Source organism: Paractinoplanes brasiliensis, assembly GCF_004362215.1.
GTDB lineage: Bacteria > Actinomycetota > Actinomycetes > Mycobacteriales > Micromonosporaceae > Actinoplanes > Actinoplanes brasiliensis.
This window is the reverse complement of the sequence record NZ_SNWR01000001.1, coordinates 5,481,722-5,495,616: the sequence shown is the minus strand read 5'-3', so window position 1 is coordinate 5,495,616 and position 13,895 is coordinate 5,481,722. Positions and strand designations below refer to the sequence as shown.

At 69.4% G+C, this 13,895-nt stretch carries 12 protein-coding genes; 7 read left to right on the top strand and 5 right to left on the bottom strand.

Annotated features, from left to right (window positions below; translation table 11 throughout):
- Positions 1-8: 8 nt before the first annotated feature.
- A complete protein-coding gene (locus C8E87_RS24920; protein WP_133875326.1) occupies positions 9-563 on the bottom strand; it encodes a DUF3558 family protein in 555 nt (184 codons plus the stop codon).
- Between the two features lie 60 nt (positions 564-623).
- Positions 624-3,284, bottom strand: coding sequence for an ATP-binding protein (locus C8E87_RS24915; RefSeq protein ID WP_133875325.1), 2,661 nt, complete (start codon positions 3,282-3,284; stop codon positions 624-626).
- A 143-nt stretch (positions 3,285-3,427) separates the two neighbouring features.
- Here C8E87_RS24915 and C8E87_RS24910 point away from each other — a divergent pair, with 143 nt between their 5' ends.
- From C8E87_RS24910 to C8E87_RS24885, 6 genes are all read left to right on the top strand, one after another.
- Positions 3,428-3,940 (top strand): hypothetical protein, encoded by a 513-nt coding sequence (locus C8E87_RS24910; RefSeq protein WP_133875324.1) that lies wholly within the window; start codon positions 3,428-3,430, stop codon positions 3,938-3,940.
- A gap of 319 nt (positions 3,941-4,259) precedes the next feature.
- Positions 4,260-5,405: an endo-1,4-beta-xylanase gene (locus C8E87_RS24905; RefSeq protein ID WP_239080038.1), complete on the top strand. Its 1,146-nt coding sequence runs from the start codon at positions 4,260-4,262 to the stop codon at positions 5,403-5,405.
- A gap of 42 nt (positions 5,406-5,447) precedes the next feature.
- On the top strand, positions 5,448-7,619 hold the full coding sequence (locus C8E87_RS24900; RefSeq protein ID WP_133875322.1) for an alpha/beta hydrolase: 2,172 nt from the start codon (positions 5,448-5,450) through the stop codon (positions 7,617-7,619).
- A gap of 127 nt (positions 7,620-7,746) precedes the next feature.
- Entirely contained in the window at positions 7,747-8,544 is a 798-nt protein-coding gene (locus C8E87_RS24895; protein WP_133875321.1) for an ABC transporter ATP-binding protein, read from the top strand.
- Between the two features lie 8 nt (positions 8,545-8,552).
- Complete coding sequence (locus tag C8E87_RS24890; protein ID WP_133875320.1) at positions 8,553-9,314, top strand: ABC transporter permease; 762 nt, start codon at positions 8,553-8,555, stop codon at positions 9,312-9,314.
- 18 nt (positions 9,315-9,332) lie between these two features.
- The gene (locus C8E87_RS24885; protein WP_133875319.1) at positions 9,333-10,121 is read left to right on the top strand and encodes a MerR family transcriptional regulator; all 789 of its coding nucleotides are present in this window, start codon (positions 9,333-9,335) and stop codon (positions 10,119-10,121) included.
- 77 nt (positions 10,122-10,198) lie between these two features.
- On the opposite strand, the gene C8E87_RS24880 is transcribed toward C8E87_RS24885, so the two are convergent.
- Together C8E87_RS24880 and C8E87_RS24875 are read right to left on the bottom strand one after the other, a co-directional pair.
- Entirely contained in the window at positions 10,199-11,779 is a 1,581-nt protein-coding gene (locus C8E87_RS24880; protein WP_243755159.1) for a methyl-accepting chemotaxis protein, read from the bottom strand.
- Between the two features lie 190 nt (positions 11,780-11,969).
- Positions 11,970-12,416, bottom strand: coding sequence for an ester cyclase (locus C8E87_RS24875; protein ID WP_208116363.1), 447 nt, complete (start codon positions 12,414-12,416; stop codon positions 11,970-11,972).
- Between the two features lie 87 nt (positions 12,417-12,503).
- Here C8E87_RS24875 and C8E87_RS24870 point away from each other — a divergent pair, with 87 nt between their 5' ends.
- The gene (locus C8E87_RS24870; protein ID WP_133875316.1) at positions 12,504-13,409 is read left to right on the top strand and encodes a LysR family transcriptional regulator; all 906 of its coding nucleotides are present in this window, start codon (positions 12,504-12,506) and stop codon (positions 13,407-13,409) included.
- Between the two features lie 13 nt (positions 13,410-13,422).
- Here C8E87_RS24870 and C8E87_RS24865 read toward each other — a convergent pair whose 3' ends face one another.
- Positions 13,423-13,863, bottom strand: a complete 441-nt coding sequence (locus C8E87_RS24865; protein WP_133875315.1) for an ester cyclase — start codon at positions 13,861-13,863, stop codon at positions 13,423-13,425.
- Between the last annotated feature and the right edge of the window lie 32 nt (positions 13,864-13,895).

Sequence of the window (13,895 nt, the reverse complement as noted above, 5' to 3'; positions counted from 1 at the left end):
TAGGCGCGTCAGACGCGGGGGATGAGGACCTTGGCCACCTTCTTGGCGTCGGCCAGGTTCTGGTCGTCGGAGGCGCCGCGCGAGTAGATGTCGAGCTGCACCGTGCCGTACAGGACGTACAGGTGGCCGGCGAGCAGGAACGCGTCCTCGCCCACGCCGTCCACCGGCGACGCCTCGGCGATCATCACGTCGAAGTCCTCGGCGGTGGTGCGGCTCAGGAAGACCGCCAGCTGGCCGCCCTCCTGCTGCCACTGGCAGTAGCGGCTGGGCTCGCCGGGCTCGGCGCCGTCCTCGTCGATCTGGGTGATCTCGCGGCCGGTCAGCGACGTCACCTCCTGCTCGGAGAGCAGCTTGCACACGTCGGGGATGTCACCCGAGTCCTTGACCGAGCCGAAACCGGTGTCGGCGGTCGGCTTCGTCCCGGCGGGAACGGGCTTGGCGGTGGCGGTGGCGGTGGTCGCGGCCGGAGCGGGCGTGCCGTTCACGGCGGATTCGATGAGGCCGCAGCCTCCGGTGAGGGAGACGGCGACGAGGGCGGCCAGGGCGACAAGGCGGTGCTTCAACGGAGTCTCCTCGGAAGAAGTTCTGATGGGAGAACGATGCGAGAAGCCGCCAAAGAATCCCTAAAGAAGCTCGGCAACCGCCTCGGCCAGGGTGGTTTCCGAGGCGGCGCGGTAGGCGCGGGCCACCTGGGCGGGTGACAGCGCGGACCGGGCGGCGGCCTCGGCGGCGTCGCGGTCGGCGATCTCGTCGGGGGTGAAACTGGGCGCGCCGAGGGCAGTGCGTTCCCGTTCGGCCAGCACGAGCAGCCGCAGCCCGTTCTCGGCCGCCGACTCGAGCACGTCGAGCTGGGCCAGGCCCTCGATCGCGTCGAGCTGCCCCTCGGCGATGCCCAGCTCGGTGTAGAGCGCCAACGCGTCCCGCATGGCCGTACGGGCCGGTGCGTACCGGCCCCGCCGCCGGTCTGTCGTGGACAGGTTGCTGAGCGCGGCCGCCTCGCCCCGGCGGTCGTTGAGCGCCCGGAACCCCTCCAGGGCACGGGCGAACAGCACCTCGGCCTCGTCCAGGCGACCCATGCAGCGCAGCGTGCCCGCGGTGTTGTTCGAGGCGGCGGCCACCATGCGGGCGTCGGACGCCTCCTCGGCCAGCCGCAGGGCCTCCTGCCCGAACTCCAGCGACGCCGGGTAGTCCTCCTGGGCCTGCGCGGTGATCAGCAGATTGTTCAGCGCCGCGATCATGCCGTTCCGGTCCCCCAGCGCGCGGAACGTGGCCAGTCCCTCCTCACCGAGCTTGCGAGCCCGTACGAGGTCACCGGAGTTACGGGCCAGCGCGGCCGCCGCCCGCAGCGCCCGCGCCCGCAACGCCGACGGTTCCGGCGAACCGGCCAGCGCCCGCTCGAGCCGGCTCAGCCCCTCGGCCATCCGCCCGGCGACCCACCAGTACCACCACATCGCCGCGGTGATCTCCAGCCCCTGCGCCGGATCGCCCTCGCGCAGCGCCCAGTCCGCTGCGGACACGATGGTGTCGTGGTCGGCCCCGATCTCGGCCAGCCACGCGGTGTGCGCGGGCCCGTCCACCGGCGGCGGCGTGGCCAGCTTCGTCCGCCAGAAACCCACCAGATTCCCGTACGCCGAAGCGCGCTCGACCGGTCCGAGGCGCTCACGGGCGTACTCGCGAATGGTCTCGATCAGCCGGTAGCGCCCGTCCCGCCACTCGACCATGGACCGGTCGACGAGCTGGGTGAGCGGGTCGAGCGGGTCCGAGCCGGCCACCTCGGCCGCGGCCGCCAGGTCGAAGCCGCCCGCGAACACGCCCAGACGGCGCAGCAGCTCCTGCTGGGGGACGTCGAGCAGGTCGTAGCCCCAGTCGATGGCAGCGCGCATGGTCCGGTGACGGGCCACCGGGGACCGGCCGGTGAGCAGGTCGAGCTGCCGGTCGAGGCGCGACACGATCTCGGACAGCGGCACCGCGCGCAGCCGGGCGGCGGCCAGCTCGATGGCGAGCGGCAACCCGTCGAGCCGGCGGCACAGCTCGGCCGCCACCGCCTGTTCCGCCGGGGCGAGCCCCACGCCGCCGCGCGCTGCTGCCACGCGATCGGCCAGCAGGCGTACGGCATCGGAACGGGGATCGGCCGAACCGGGCGCCGGCGTCGACAACCCGCCCAACGTGAAGATCACTTCGCCGCTGAGCCCGAGCTGTTCCCGGCTGGTGGCCACGATCCGCAGACCCGGGCACGCGGCCAGCAGCGTGTACGCCAGCTTCGCGGCCTCGGCCAGCACGTGCTCGCAGTTGTCGAGCACCAGCAGCACCCGCCCGCCCAGGTGCCGGGTCACCGTGTCGAGGATCGGGGCGCCGGGCTCCTCGCGGATGCCGGCCGCCGCGGCCAGGCGGATCTCGAGCGGCCCGTCCCGGTGCTCGGCCAGCTCGACGACGTGCACCGTCTCGTGGTCGGCGGCCACCTCACGGGCCAGCTCGACGCTGAGCCTGGTCTTGCCGGCCCCACCCGGCCCGACGATCGTCAGCAGCCGGGACAGGCCGAGCAGCTCGATGACCCGGTCCAGTTCGGCGCGGCGGCCGATGAACCGGTTGCGCTGGGCGGGCACGCCGTTCGCGGGACGATCCAGGGTGGGGTCCTGACGGCGTACGGCGGCGGCGAGCGCTTCGAGTTCAGGCCCGGGATGGGCGCCCAGCTCGGCCAGGGCCGCAGCGGCACGGTCGTACGCGGAAAGCGCCTCCCCGGCCCGGCCCGAGCGATACCTCGCCAGCATCAGCTGTTTGACCAGGCCCTCGGCGGTGGGCTGGGCGGCCACCCACCCGGCCAGCTCGGTCGCCGCCTCGACGTGCCGGCCCTCCGCCAGAGCCTGCCGCGCCCACTCCTGCCGGACGACCAGCCGCAGCTCGGCCAGCCGGGCCGCGGCGGCCGCGACCGAGGGGCCGGCGGACACCCCCTCGTACGCCTCCCCGCGCCAGAGCTCCAAGTCACGCGTCCGTTCGAACTCGGCCGCGTCGAGCACCGCCCCGGCCAGGTCGAGCCGATAGCCGCCGGCGCCCGTGCTCACCCTGTCGCCGACCACCTTGCGCAGCGCCGAGACGTGCATCTGCAGGGTGGCCGTGGCGGTCGAGGGGGCGCCGTCCGGCCACAACTCAGTCAGCAGCCGCTCCACCGTCACCGGCTTGCCGCCGGCCGCCAGCAGCACGGCCAGCAACGCCCGTGGTTTGGGCGGCACCGCCACCTCGCCGCCGTCGTCACACACCCGAACCGGCCCCAGAACCTCGAACCGCACCGCGCCTCTTTGGTGGTTTTTTGGCGGGCCTGGTCAGGCTTCCCGCACAGGTCGGACAGGGGAGTGGAAACATGCTAAAGGGACGGCGGACCGCCGCGGCGATACTGACTACGATCGTGTTGGCGACACTGACCGCTTGTGGGATGGAGGAATCACCCATCACGGCCGAGGCGGACAACGGCGGAGACTTCTCGCTCGGGCCGAGGGTCACGATGACGTTCGACCTCGACGGCGCGACGACACTCAAGGGCAAGCAGACCGCCCTGGCCCCGTCGCTCAACGGCACGTTCCTCAAGAGCTGCGGCGAGTACGCGGAGGGCACCAAGCGCGACGACGGCAAGACCATCTTCGCGATGGCGGGCCTGCTCGACGGCAACGTCTCGGACCGCAAGGTCACCGTGGAGCTGTGGATCGACGACTACGCCGGCCCCGGCGACTATCCGAAGGACCAGCTGGTCGCCCCGGGCTCCCGCCCGAGCATCGCGATCGACAACGTCATCTACGGCACGTGGCCCGACACCACCTCGAGCAAGGTCACCACCTCCGGCGACGGCGGCGGCGCCTGGACGTTCAAGAAGCTCGCCACCACCGGCCCGGGCGGCCTCCCAGACGACGCGGTGAGCGGCTCCATCAAGTGGACCTGCCAGGACTCCTGACCGTTTCACACCAGCGGAGCCGCTGACGGGGCGGCTCCGCTGGTCCACACAGCGGCGTCGACGCGCACCTGGCCAATGTGTCGTTCTCCGAGGTCGAATCGAGGACACGCTGGGCCGCCGTCAGGTGATCACCCGGATCGGCAAGTTCCGGAAGGAAATTTCCACCCGAATCCCCCGGGCCTACCCACACTGACCACGGACTCCCTTGACCATGCGAACAGAGGGCGAATAGATTCCGGTCACTACTTCCGGAATGTATCCGAAAGTTTCGGGCACCTTCCCGTCCTCAGTGTCCTCGTCCTCGTCGCAAGGAGTTCCCGTGCGTCGCCTCTGGATTTCCGTCTCCGCCCTCAGCGCCCTGGCGCTGCTCGGCGGGCAACTGTCGTTCGCCGGCTCCACCCCGGCGGCCGCCTCCAAGCCGTCCCCGCCCCAGGCCTACCCGGCCGACTCGCTGCGTGCGCTCGCCGCTCCCATCGGCCTGCGCATCGGCACGGCCGTCAACGCCGACCAGCTCGGCGTCAACGAGGCCTACACGAAGATCACCGCTGAGCAGTTCTCCTCAGTCACCGCGGAGAACGTCATGAAGTGGTCGGAGGTCGAGCCCACCCGCGGCACCTACACGTGGGAGAAGGCCGACCAGCTGGTCGCTTTCGCCAAGAAGAACAAGCAGCTCGTACGGGGTCACACCCTGCTGTGGCACAACCAGCTGCCCGCGTGGCTCTCCTCCGACGGCAACACCACCACGTTGTCGGACGCCGAGGTCAAGGCCGTCCTCAAGCGGCACATCTTCAACCAGATGCGCCACTTCAAGGGCGACATCTGGCAGTGGGACGTGGTCAACGAGGCCTTCGACGACAACGGCCAGCCCCGTCAGACGATCTGGTACAAGGCGTGGGGCGGCACCGGCTACATCGCCGACGCCTTCCGCTGGGCGCGCGAGGCCGACCCCAAGGCCCTGCTGTTCTACAACGACTACAACCTCGAGTTCACCGGGGTGAAGAGCGACGCCGTGTACGCGCTGGTGCGCTCGCTGAAGGCCCAGCGCGTGCCGATCGACGGCGTCGGTTTCCAGGGCCACCTCTCCACCCAGTACGGCTACCCCGACCTGCAGAACAACCTCGAGCGCTTCGCCGCCCTGGGGCTGAAGGTGGCCCTCACCGAGGTGGACGTCCGTACGGAGACCAAGCCGGACGCCGTCAACACGCCGGTCAACCCCCTCGCCCCGTACGCTCAGGAAAGCTACTGGTCGCGCACGCTCCAGGCTTGCCTGGCCGTCAAGGCCTGCATCTCGTTCACCCCGTGGGGCTTCGGCGACGCCTACTCGTGGGTGCCCGGCTGGTTCACGAACCCGCAGGAGGGGGCCGCCCTGATCTACGACGAGCAGCTCAACCCCAAGGGCTCGTACGACGTGCTGCAGCAGGCCCTGACCCTCGCCGCGGGCGCCCCGCAGCGCTCCCACCGCTGAGCCCGGCCGGCCCGTCGTCGACTTGAGCAAGGAGCGGAGCACATGTCCTCGCCATTCCGCAATCAGCGGATCCTGGCCGCGCTCGTCACCGTCTCGATGGGCACAGCAACCGCTGCTGCCGGCGCCCAGCCGGCAGCAGCGGGGGCCACGGCGCCGTGGTTGACCGTTTCCGACGGTTTCGCGGCCTTCTCCGTCCCGGCGGAGGCCATCCAGAACACCATGGGGAACGTGTCCTCCGTCGTCGTCGAGGGAAACTTCGGCCCGTCCTTCAACCTGTCGGAACTCGGTCTCGTCCGCTCCGGCGGAAGCTCCGCCTGGACGTCGATCATCGGCCCGCTTCCGGCCGGCCTGTACTACTACCGCCTCCGCGGCGACGACACGAAGATCGTCAAGGACTCCACCAACCCGGCCTCGGTCAGCTCGGAGCCGACGTGGAGCACCTTCCTCGTCCCGGGAGACTCCGCGCGCCACCTCGCCGACGTGCCACCCGGCAAGGGCGGCAAGGTCGAGACCATCACGTACGCGGGTGGCACGGCGACGGTGTGGACGCCGCCGGGATACGACGCCGGCCGCCAACGCCCGTACCCGGTTCTGTATCTGCTGCCCGGTGCGGGCGGGGGTCACGCCGACTGGGCCGAGCTGGGACGCGCCGGCCAGATCCTCGACAACCTCTCGGTGCGGCGCCGGATCGAGCCGATGGTCGTCGTGATGAGCGACGAGGAGGACGTCACCCGATCCCGGCTCCCGCGGGCGATCGACGAGCAGTACAACGTCGCCGGCGATCCCCGGCATCAGGCCATCGCCGGCGCCTCGGACGGCGGTGTGCGGGCGGTGCGGACAGCGCTGGCCCGTTCCAGCGCCTTCGCCTATGCCGGCTCCTTCGGCGCCGTCTTCCCCGACGAGGACCTGCGCCTGAACGCCACCGTGGTCAACGCGAGCCTCAAGCTGCTGCGGCTCTACACCGGGAACATGACCGATCCCGCGTACAACCCCACCCAGCGGATGCTGCGGCGGCTCGGCAAGGCCAACATCGGGCACGAGTTCGACGGGGCGAACCCGGACGCCGGCCACAACTGGACGGCGTGGCAGGAGAACCTCGTCGACTTCGCGCCACGGCTTTTCCGTACGGTTTCCGACCACCGCCCCAGCCCCGGCCACGTGGTGCCACGGCACGAGTTCCGGCCACCCGCCCCCGGCGCCACCCCGACGCCGTGGCTGACCAGGGAGGCCAACGGCGACACCTTCGTCACCGCCGAGACCGGCCCCGAGTTCGCCGGCGCGAAGCACGTGACGCTCTGGGGCAACTGGGCGCCCGGCGGAAGCTGGGTCAACGTGCCGCTCACCCGCTCCGGTGACCGGTGGCGCGTGACGGTGGGACCGCTGAAACCCTGGTTCTACTACTACAAATTCATCGTCGACCTGACCTCCCAAAAGGACACCGGCAACCCGGCGAGCATCACCACCGAGCCGACGTGGAGTTCCTTCCTCGTACGGGGTGAGGAGTCGCGCCTGCTCGCTGACGTCCCCGCCGGAAAGGGCGGCCGGGTGAACCGGCTCACCTATCAGAGCACGGTCGTCGGCGAGGAGCGTTCGGCGTACGTGTGGACGCCGCCCCGCTACGATCCCGCGCGGCGCAAGCCGTACCCGGTCCTGTATCTGCAGCACGGCAGTGGCCAGAGCTACACCGACTGGCTCGAAATGGGACGGGCCAAGCAGATCCTCGACAACCACTTCCAGGACGGCTCGCTCGTGCCGATGGTCGTCGTCATGGGCAACGGCAACGTCCCCGATTTCCGAAGGGAACTGCTCGAGAACATCGTGCCCGCGGCCCGCGCCGGCTACAACATCTCGGCCGACCCGCGACAGCAGGCGCTCGCCGGCCTGTCGATGGGCGGCTTCCAGACGTTGGACGTGCTCAAGAACCACCCGGGCGAATTCGCCCACATCGGCGCCTTCTCGGCCGGGATCGGCTTCTCCCCCACCCCCGACCCGACGGGTTACGACCCCGAGGCCATCAACAACGGCACCAAGCTGCTACGCATCTACACCGGCAACCAGACCGACTTCACCTACCCCATCACGCTGGGCTCGATGGCGGCCCTGGACAGGGTCGGCGTCAAATACGAATTCGCCGGGGTGACGCCGGGCCCCCACGGCTGGGACACCTGGCAGAAAAACCTGATCGACTTCGCCCCACGCCTGTTCCGCTCCTGACAAACCCACCAGGAGGCGCCGCCGGCCGGTTCCGCCGCCTGGTCTGGTGGTCCCGCCGGGTTTCAGGGGGCTCGGCCTGGCCGGCGGGCTTGACCCTGACGCACCGTCAACCTTCGACACTGACCGCATGAGTATCCCGGCGACAATCCAGCAGGCTTCGGGGCCCGCGATCCATGTGCGGGGCCTGGACAAGTCGTACAAGGAGCTGCGTGTCCTGCGCGGCGTGGACTTCGAGGTGGCACGGGGCAGCATCTTCGCCTTGCTCGGCTCGAACGGGGCGGGCAAGACCACGGTGGTGCGGATCCTTTCCACATTGCTCAAGGCGGACGCGGGAACCGCAAGGGTGAACGGCTTCGACGTCGTAACCCAGGCCACCGACGTTCGTGAGGCCATCAGCCTCACCGGCCAGTTCGCGGCCGTCGACGAGATCCTCACCGGGCGGGAGAACTTGATCCTGGTCGCCCGGCTGAGGCACCTCAAGAATCCGGGCGTGATCGCGGACGACCTGCTGAAGCGTTTCGCACTGGCCGAGGCCGGCGCTCGGCGGGTGGCGACGTACTCCGGAGGCATGCGCCGCCGTCTGGACATCGCGATGAGTCTCATCGGGAAGCCGCCGGTCATGTTCCTCGACGAGCCGACGACCGGACTCGACCCGGAGGCACGCATCGAGGTCTGGCAGGCCGTCAAGGAACTCGCCGAGGGCGGCACAACGGTGCTGCTCACCACCCAGTACCTGGACGAGGCCGAGCAACTCGCCGACCGGATCGCGATCCTCCACGAAGGCCGGATCATCGTCGACGGCACCCTGACCGAGCTCAAGCAGCTCCTGCCGGCCGCCAAGGTCGAGTACGTCGAGAAGCAGCCTTCCCTCGAAGACGTCTTCCTCGCGGTCGTCGGCCGCACCGGCGAAGACACCGCGAACTGAGGTAGATGATGACCACACACTTGCTCGGCGACACCGCCGTCCTCACCGGGCGGACCATGCGCCACGTCACCCGCAGCTTCGACACCATCATCACGACAGCGGTCACACCGATCGCCATCATGCTGCTGTTCGTCTACGTGTTCGGCGGCGCCATCGAGAGCGGATCGGTCGCGTACGTGGACTATCTACTTCCCGGCATCCTGCTCATCACCATCGCGTCGGGCATCTCGTACACCGCGTATCGGCTCTTCGAGGACATGCGGGGCGGCATCTTCGAGCGTTTCCACTCCCTGCCCATCGCCCGGTCCGGCGTGCTCTGGGCGCACGTCCTGACCTCGCTGCTCGCCAACGTCATCTCACTCGTGGTCGTGGTCGGCGTCGCCCTGCTGATGGGCTTCCGCACGGGCGCCTCGGTGGCCGCCTGGCTCGCGGTCGCCGGCATCCTCCTTCTGTTCACCCTGGCGCTGACCTGGCTGGCTGTCATCGCGGGTCTCACCGCGAAGACCGTGGACGGCGCGAGCGCGTTCGCCTATCCGCTCATCTTCCTGCCGTTCATCAGCTCGGCGTTCGTGCCCACCGACACCATGCCGGGCCCGGTACGCGCCTTCGCCGAACACCAACCGGTGACTTCCATCACCAACGCGATCCGCAACCTCTTCACCGAGCAACCGGTCGGCAACGACATCTGGACCGCCCTCGGCTGGTGCGCCGGAATTCTGACCGTCGGCTACGTCCTCGCGAACATCGCGTACCGTCGCAAAATATCCTGATCGGGTGAGGTGAGCGGCATGCTGACGATCGGCCAGCTGGCACAGTACGCCGGCGTCACGGTGCGGGCCGTGCGGCACTACCACCAGGTCGGGCTCCTTGCGGAGCCGGAACGGGACCCCTCGGGATACCGCCGGTACGGCGCCACAGCCGTCGTGTCGCTCATCAAGATCCGCACTCTGGCGAACGCCGGCGTGCCGCTGTCCCGCATACGCGAGATGCTCGACGCCGACGCGGCGACGTTCGCCGAATCGGCCCACCGGATCGACGAGCACCTGCGCGACGAGATCGAACGGCTCGAGACCAGCCGCAAGCAGATCGCCCAACTCGCCGCCGGGGACAGCCTGGTCCTGCCTCGGGCGGTGGTCGCCTACCTCGACCGCCTGCGGGAGATCGGCGTGTCGGCACGGATGGTGGCGGGCGAGCGAGACGGCTGGATCCTCATGGCGGCGCGCTGGCCCGATCAGATCGAGGAGTGGATGCCCGCGAAACTGGCTGAGCTCGAGGACCCGCTCATGGTCCGGCTCTATCGCCTCCTCTCCGAGATCTTCGACGACGACGCGGGCCACGACGACCCGCGCCTGGTGGAGGCCGCCGATGTCATGGCCGCTCTGTGCGAGCAGGCGTACGCCTCCGGCGCGGCCGACGACGACGTCGGGTCCGACGACGACATGCTCTTCGACCTGTTGGACGCCCTCGCTGTCGAGTCCGACGCACGGGCGACACGGCTGCGGGAACTGGTGCGCGAGCGCGGCTGGGCCCGATGGACTCGGCTGGAACGGGTGACGGAGCCACCCGCCGCCTACTAAGTGGCCCAAGCCCCCTGGCCGCCGACTGAACCGGCAGCCCGGGTCCAGCGCGGACCCGGCTGTGGTGTCGGTGGCCTTCAGACCCGGAACCGGTTGACGGCCGTCAGCAGCTCGCTGGCGAGTCCGGAGAGTTCGGCGACGGTGGCGTCGGCTTCGGCCAGGGTCGCGTTGGTGGCCTGGGCGGATGTCGCGACGTTGGTGACGTTCGTGGCGATGTTGGCCACACCCCCGGCGGCTTCGGCGACGCTGCGGCTCATCTCGCTTGTGGTGGCGGTCTGTTGCTCGACGGCGCTGGCGATGGTGAGCTGGTAGTCGTTGATCCGCGTGATGATGTCGTTGATCTGGGCGATGGCTTCGACGGCGTTGGCGGTGTCGGATTGGATGGCTGCGACCCGGTTGGAGATGTCGCCGGTGGCGCGGGCGGTTTCCTGGGCGAGGTCCTTGACCTCGCTGGCGACCACGGCGAATCCTTTGCCCATCTCGCCGGCGCGGGCGGCTTCGATGGTGGCGTTGAGGGCGAGCAGGTTGGTCTGCTCCGCGATCGCGGTGATGACCTTGACGACGTTGCCGATCTCGGTGGAGGAGTCGCCGAGTTTCTGCACGGTCTCGTTGGTGGTTTCCACGACGGTGACCGCCTCGCTGGCGACTTGGGCGGCGTCGTTGGCGTTCTGGCTGATCTCCCGGATAGAGGCGCCCATCTGCTCGGAGCCGGCGGAGACGTTGGAGACGTTGGAGGAGACTTCGTCGGCGGCGGCCGCGGCCACGTTGGCCTGGGCGGCGGTCTCCTGCGCGCTGACCGCGATCCGGGCGGTGACGCCGGCCAGCCGCTGGCTGCTCTGGTCGAGAGTGCGGCTGTTGCCGACGATGGCGTGCACAGTGTCGGCCAGGCCCATGCGGGCGCGGTTGACGGCCGCGGCCATCGCCCCGATCTCATCGCGGATCTGCACTTCGGCGGGTTTGGCCAGGTCACCGTCGGCCAACGCGTTCAGGGCTCCGCCGACCGAGGCGACCTGCCGCTTGACAGTCCGAACGACGAGGAAGGCCAGCAACAGCCCGATACTCAGACCGATCGCCAGCGACAAGATCATCACCAATCGGGCGGACCGGTACGACGCGGCACCCGCAGCGGCGGCCTTGTCCGCCTCGCTGGACTCGGCCGCCTGCAGCGCGTCAATACCGTTGTTCATATTGGCTGCTGCGGCGGCGTAGGCTTCGTTGCCGGTAGCCCCCGTGTAGCTCGCCGGAACGGGCTCGTTGAAGATCGTCACGTTGCGCAATATCTGATAGGCCGTCCAACCCTCGACGAACTGGTTCAGAGGCGCCTGCCGGGCCGCCGAATCACCGACCGCCGCGGTGTAGTCGGCTAATGCCTCGTTGACGACCGCGTCGGCGGCCCTGATCGCGTTACCAGCGGTCACCTTGGCCGCTGGGGTGGCGGAGGCCAAGCTGAACTGCATCATTCCGCGGAACATCTTCGCCATCCCGCCGCGCAGCGTCGCGAGATGGCCCATGTTCTCGACATTCTGCGCTTTCATCTGCTGGAGGCCGTCGCCCAGGTTCGCCATCCGGGTGATGCCGAGGACGCCGACCAGGACGCCGACCAGGGCGACGAGCAGGACCGTCGAGAAGATCTTCATGGCAATGGGCCGGTCGGCCAACCACCCCCCGGCCGCGTTGCGCCGAACCGTGATCTGAATAGGCCCGCCGGACGAGCTCATCTGCGGTCATCCCCTCTGCGCCGGTCGACGCGCCGATGCGAAGCCCGGCACTATCTTCCGATCGGCCGTGGAGTCGACTCACTGAGGAGTTACGCACTTTGGGCGGTGACCTTCACGCCGGCTGCCCCCGCTACCTTCCTTCGGCGCCCAGCTGGCGCAAGAGACTCCGGTTGTCGGCGCGTACCCACTCCTCGAGGAGGCGTCCTCGGTCGTCGAAGCGGAATATGTTGATCAGGTCGAACACGATGCGCTCGCCGTTGGGCGGCAGCGGACCGGCCGGCGACAGCGTGAACTCGCGGGTGAAGGTGCCTTCGATCCATGTCTGGCAGGCCAGGTGGTCACCCTCGGCAATCACGATGCCGCGCCGGATCGTTCGGTCGGCGAAAGCCTCGCGCACGGAGCTGAAGTAGGCGGTGAGCCCGGCGAAATCGGACTCGAAGCCGTCCGGCCCGTGGAAGCGGAACTTCTCCGTGTCGAAGTACGTCGCAGCCTCGACCGGATCCTCGCCCGACACCTCCAGTTCACCCGCCCGGATCAGGCGCGCCATCAGTTCATTCCGAGTGAATCGCTGTGTCATGTCGCCAGCCTGCCCTCGTTCAGCCATGCAGTCCAACGATGATTCCGCACCCTTTGCATGACGAACACGCATGTTAATCTCGCGGCCATGGCCGAGTTCACCCTTGCGGGTCTCCGCGTCGTCCACCAGGTCGCCGCCGCGGGATCGTTCACTCGGGCCGCCGAAATGCTCGGCTACACCCAGTCAGCGATCTCCCGCCAGGTTGCCGCCATGGAGGCAGCAGCCGGAGCGCCGATCTTCGACCGAAGACGACGAGGTGTGGCTCTCACCCCGGCAGGCCAGGTGCTCGTCCGGCGCGCGGCGGGGATCCTCGCTGACATGGCGGCGACCGAGCTGGAACTCGCCGGCTTGCGCGACCGGCTCGCGGGTCGCCTCACGATCGGCGCCTACCCCACTGCGGCCATAGCGTTGGTCCCGCGAGCGATGGCACAGGTGACCTCTGACCATCCGGGTCTCGCCGTGGTTCTGGAGGAGGCCTCGACGCCCGCCCTGCTCCGGCGGCTCCGGACGGGCCGGCTGGACGTGGCGGTGATCGGGGTCGGCCACGGCCTGCCGGATCACGACCTGAGCGAACTGAGCCAGACCACAGTGCTGCAAGGTGACCTTCTGGTGGCCTTTCCGGACACGCACCGGTTCGCGGGCCACGACGGCATCACCGTGCTGGACCTCGCCCAGGAGCACTGGATCGCCGGAGACGGGACGGCGGGCCAGCCGCAGTTCGGAGCCTGGCCCACCCTGTCGAACCCTCACATCGCCCACACCGTACGCAGCTGGTCGACACGCCTGGGCCTGGTCGCGGCGGGCCTGGGCATCACGGTCATCCCCGACCTCGCCCTGGCAGCCCTGCCGAAGGGTGTACGAGCCGTGGCCGTCACCGACAGCTCCTGGCCCGGACGCGCTACCGTCGCCGTGACCCGGCTGCGCCCTTCCGCCCAGGATCAGGCGATGGTGACAGCCCTGCGGAATCAGGCCGGCTGTCTCCACAACGCCTGATTCGCCGCGTTGATCAGAGGGCGCCGGCCGGCTGCCCGGTGGTGCCGGACCGCGTGGACGGGGCCGTCGTCAGCTGCCGTTCAAGAGTTTCGGCGTCGTGCACGTTCGCCATGTGGACGAAGCGCCCGTCGCGGACGCGGTAGACGGCGTACTCGACGATCTCGAACGAACCGCCGGTCGGGGCCACACCGAGCCACTCTTTCGCCGGCGTCCCGGTGTTGACCAGGCGGGCGGCGAGGTGCTCGCCGTCGACGGCCAGTTCCTGAAGTTCCCAGTGCAGGTCGGGCACCGCGTCGATCAAGGCCGACAAGCTGGCGAACGCCTGGTCGCGGGTCGCACGGTCGCCGTAGTAGGTGATCTTGTCGTCGATGAACTCGTCCACCCGCTCCAGGTCGTGGGCGTTGAGCATCGCGATGTAGCGGTCGTAGAACTCCCGCAGTTCGGTGTTGGTCATGAGGTAAGCCTGCATCCGCGCTCGACTACGAT

Excerpts from the sequence above, each read along its gene's own strand:
- C8E87_RS24910 (WP_133875324.1), top strand. The coding sequence starts at position 3,428 with ATGGAGGAATCACCCATCACGGCCGAGGCGGACAACGGCGGAGACTTC.
- C8E87_RS24900 (WP_133875322.1), top strand. The coding sequence starts at position 5,448 with ATGTCCTCGCCATTCCGCAATCAGCGGATCCTGGCCGCGCTCGTCACC.
- C8E87_RS24895 (WP_133875321.1), top strand. The coding sequence starts at position 7,747 with ATGAGTATCCCGGCGACAATCCAGCAGGCTTCGGGGCCCGCGATCCAT.
- C8E87_RS24890 (WP_133875320.1), top strand. The coding sequence starts at position 8,553 with ATGACCACACACTTGCTCGGCGACACCGCCGTCCTCACCGGGCGGACC.
- C8E87_RS24885 (WP_133875319.1), top strand. The coding sequence starts at position 9,333 with ATGCTGACGATCGGCCAGCTGGCACAGTACGCCGGCGTCACGGTGCGG.
- C8E87_RS24875 (WP_208116363.1), bottom strand. The coding sequence starts at position 12,416 with ATGACACAGCGATTCACTCGGAATGAACTGATGGCGCGCCTGATCCGG.
- C8E87_RS24870 (WP_133875316.1), top strand. The coding sequence starts at position 12,504 with ATGGCCGAGTTCACCCTTGCGGGTCTCCGCGTCGTCCACCAGGTCGCC.
- C8E87_RS24865 (WP_133875315.1), bottom strand. The coding sequence starts at position 13,863 with ATGACCAACACCGAACTGCGGGAGTTCTACGACCGCTACATCGCGATG.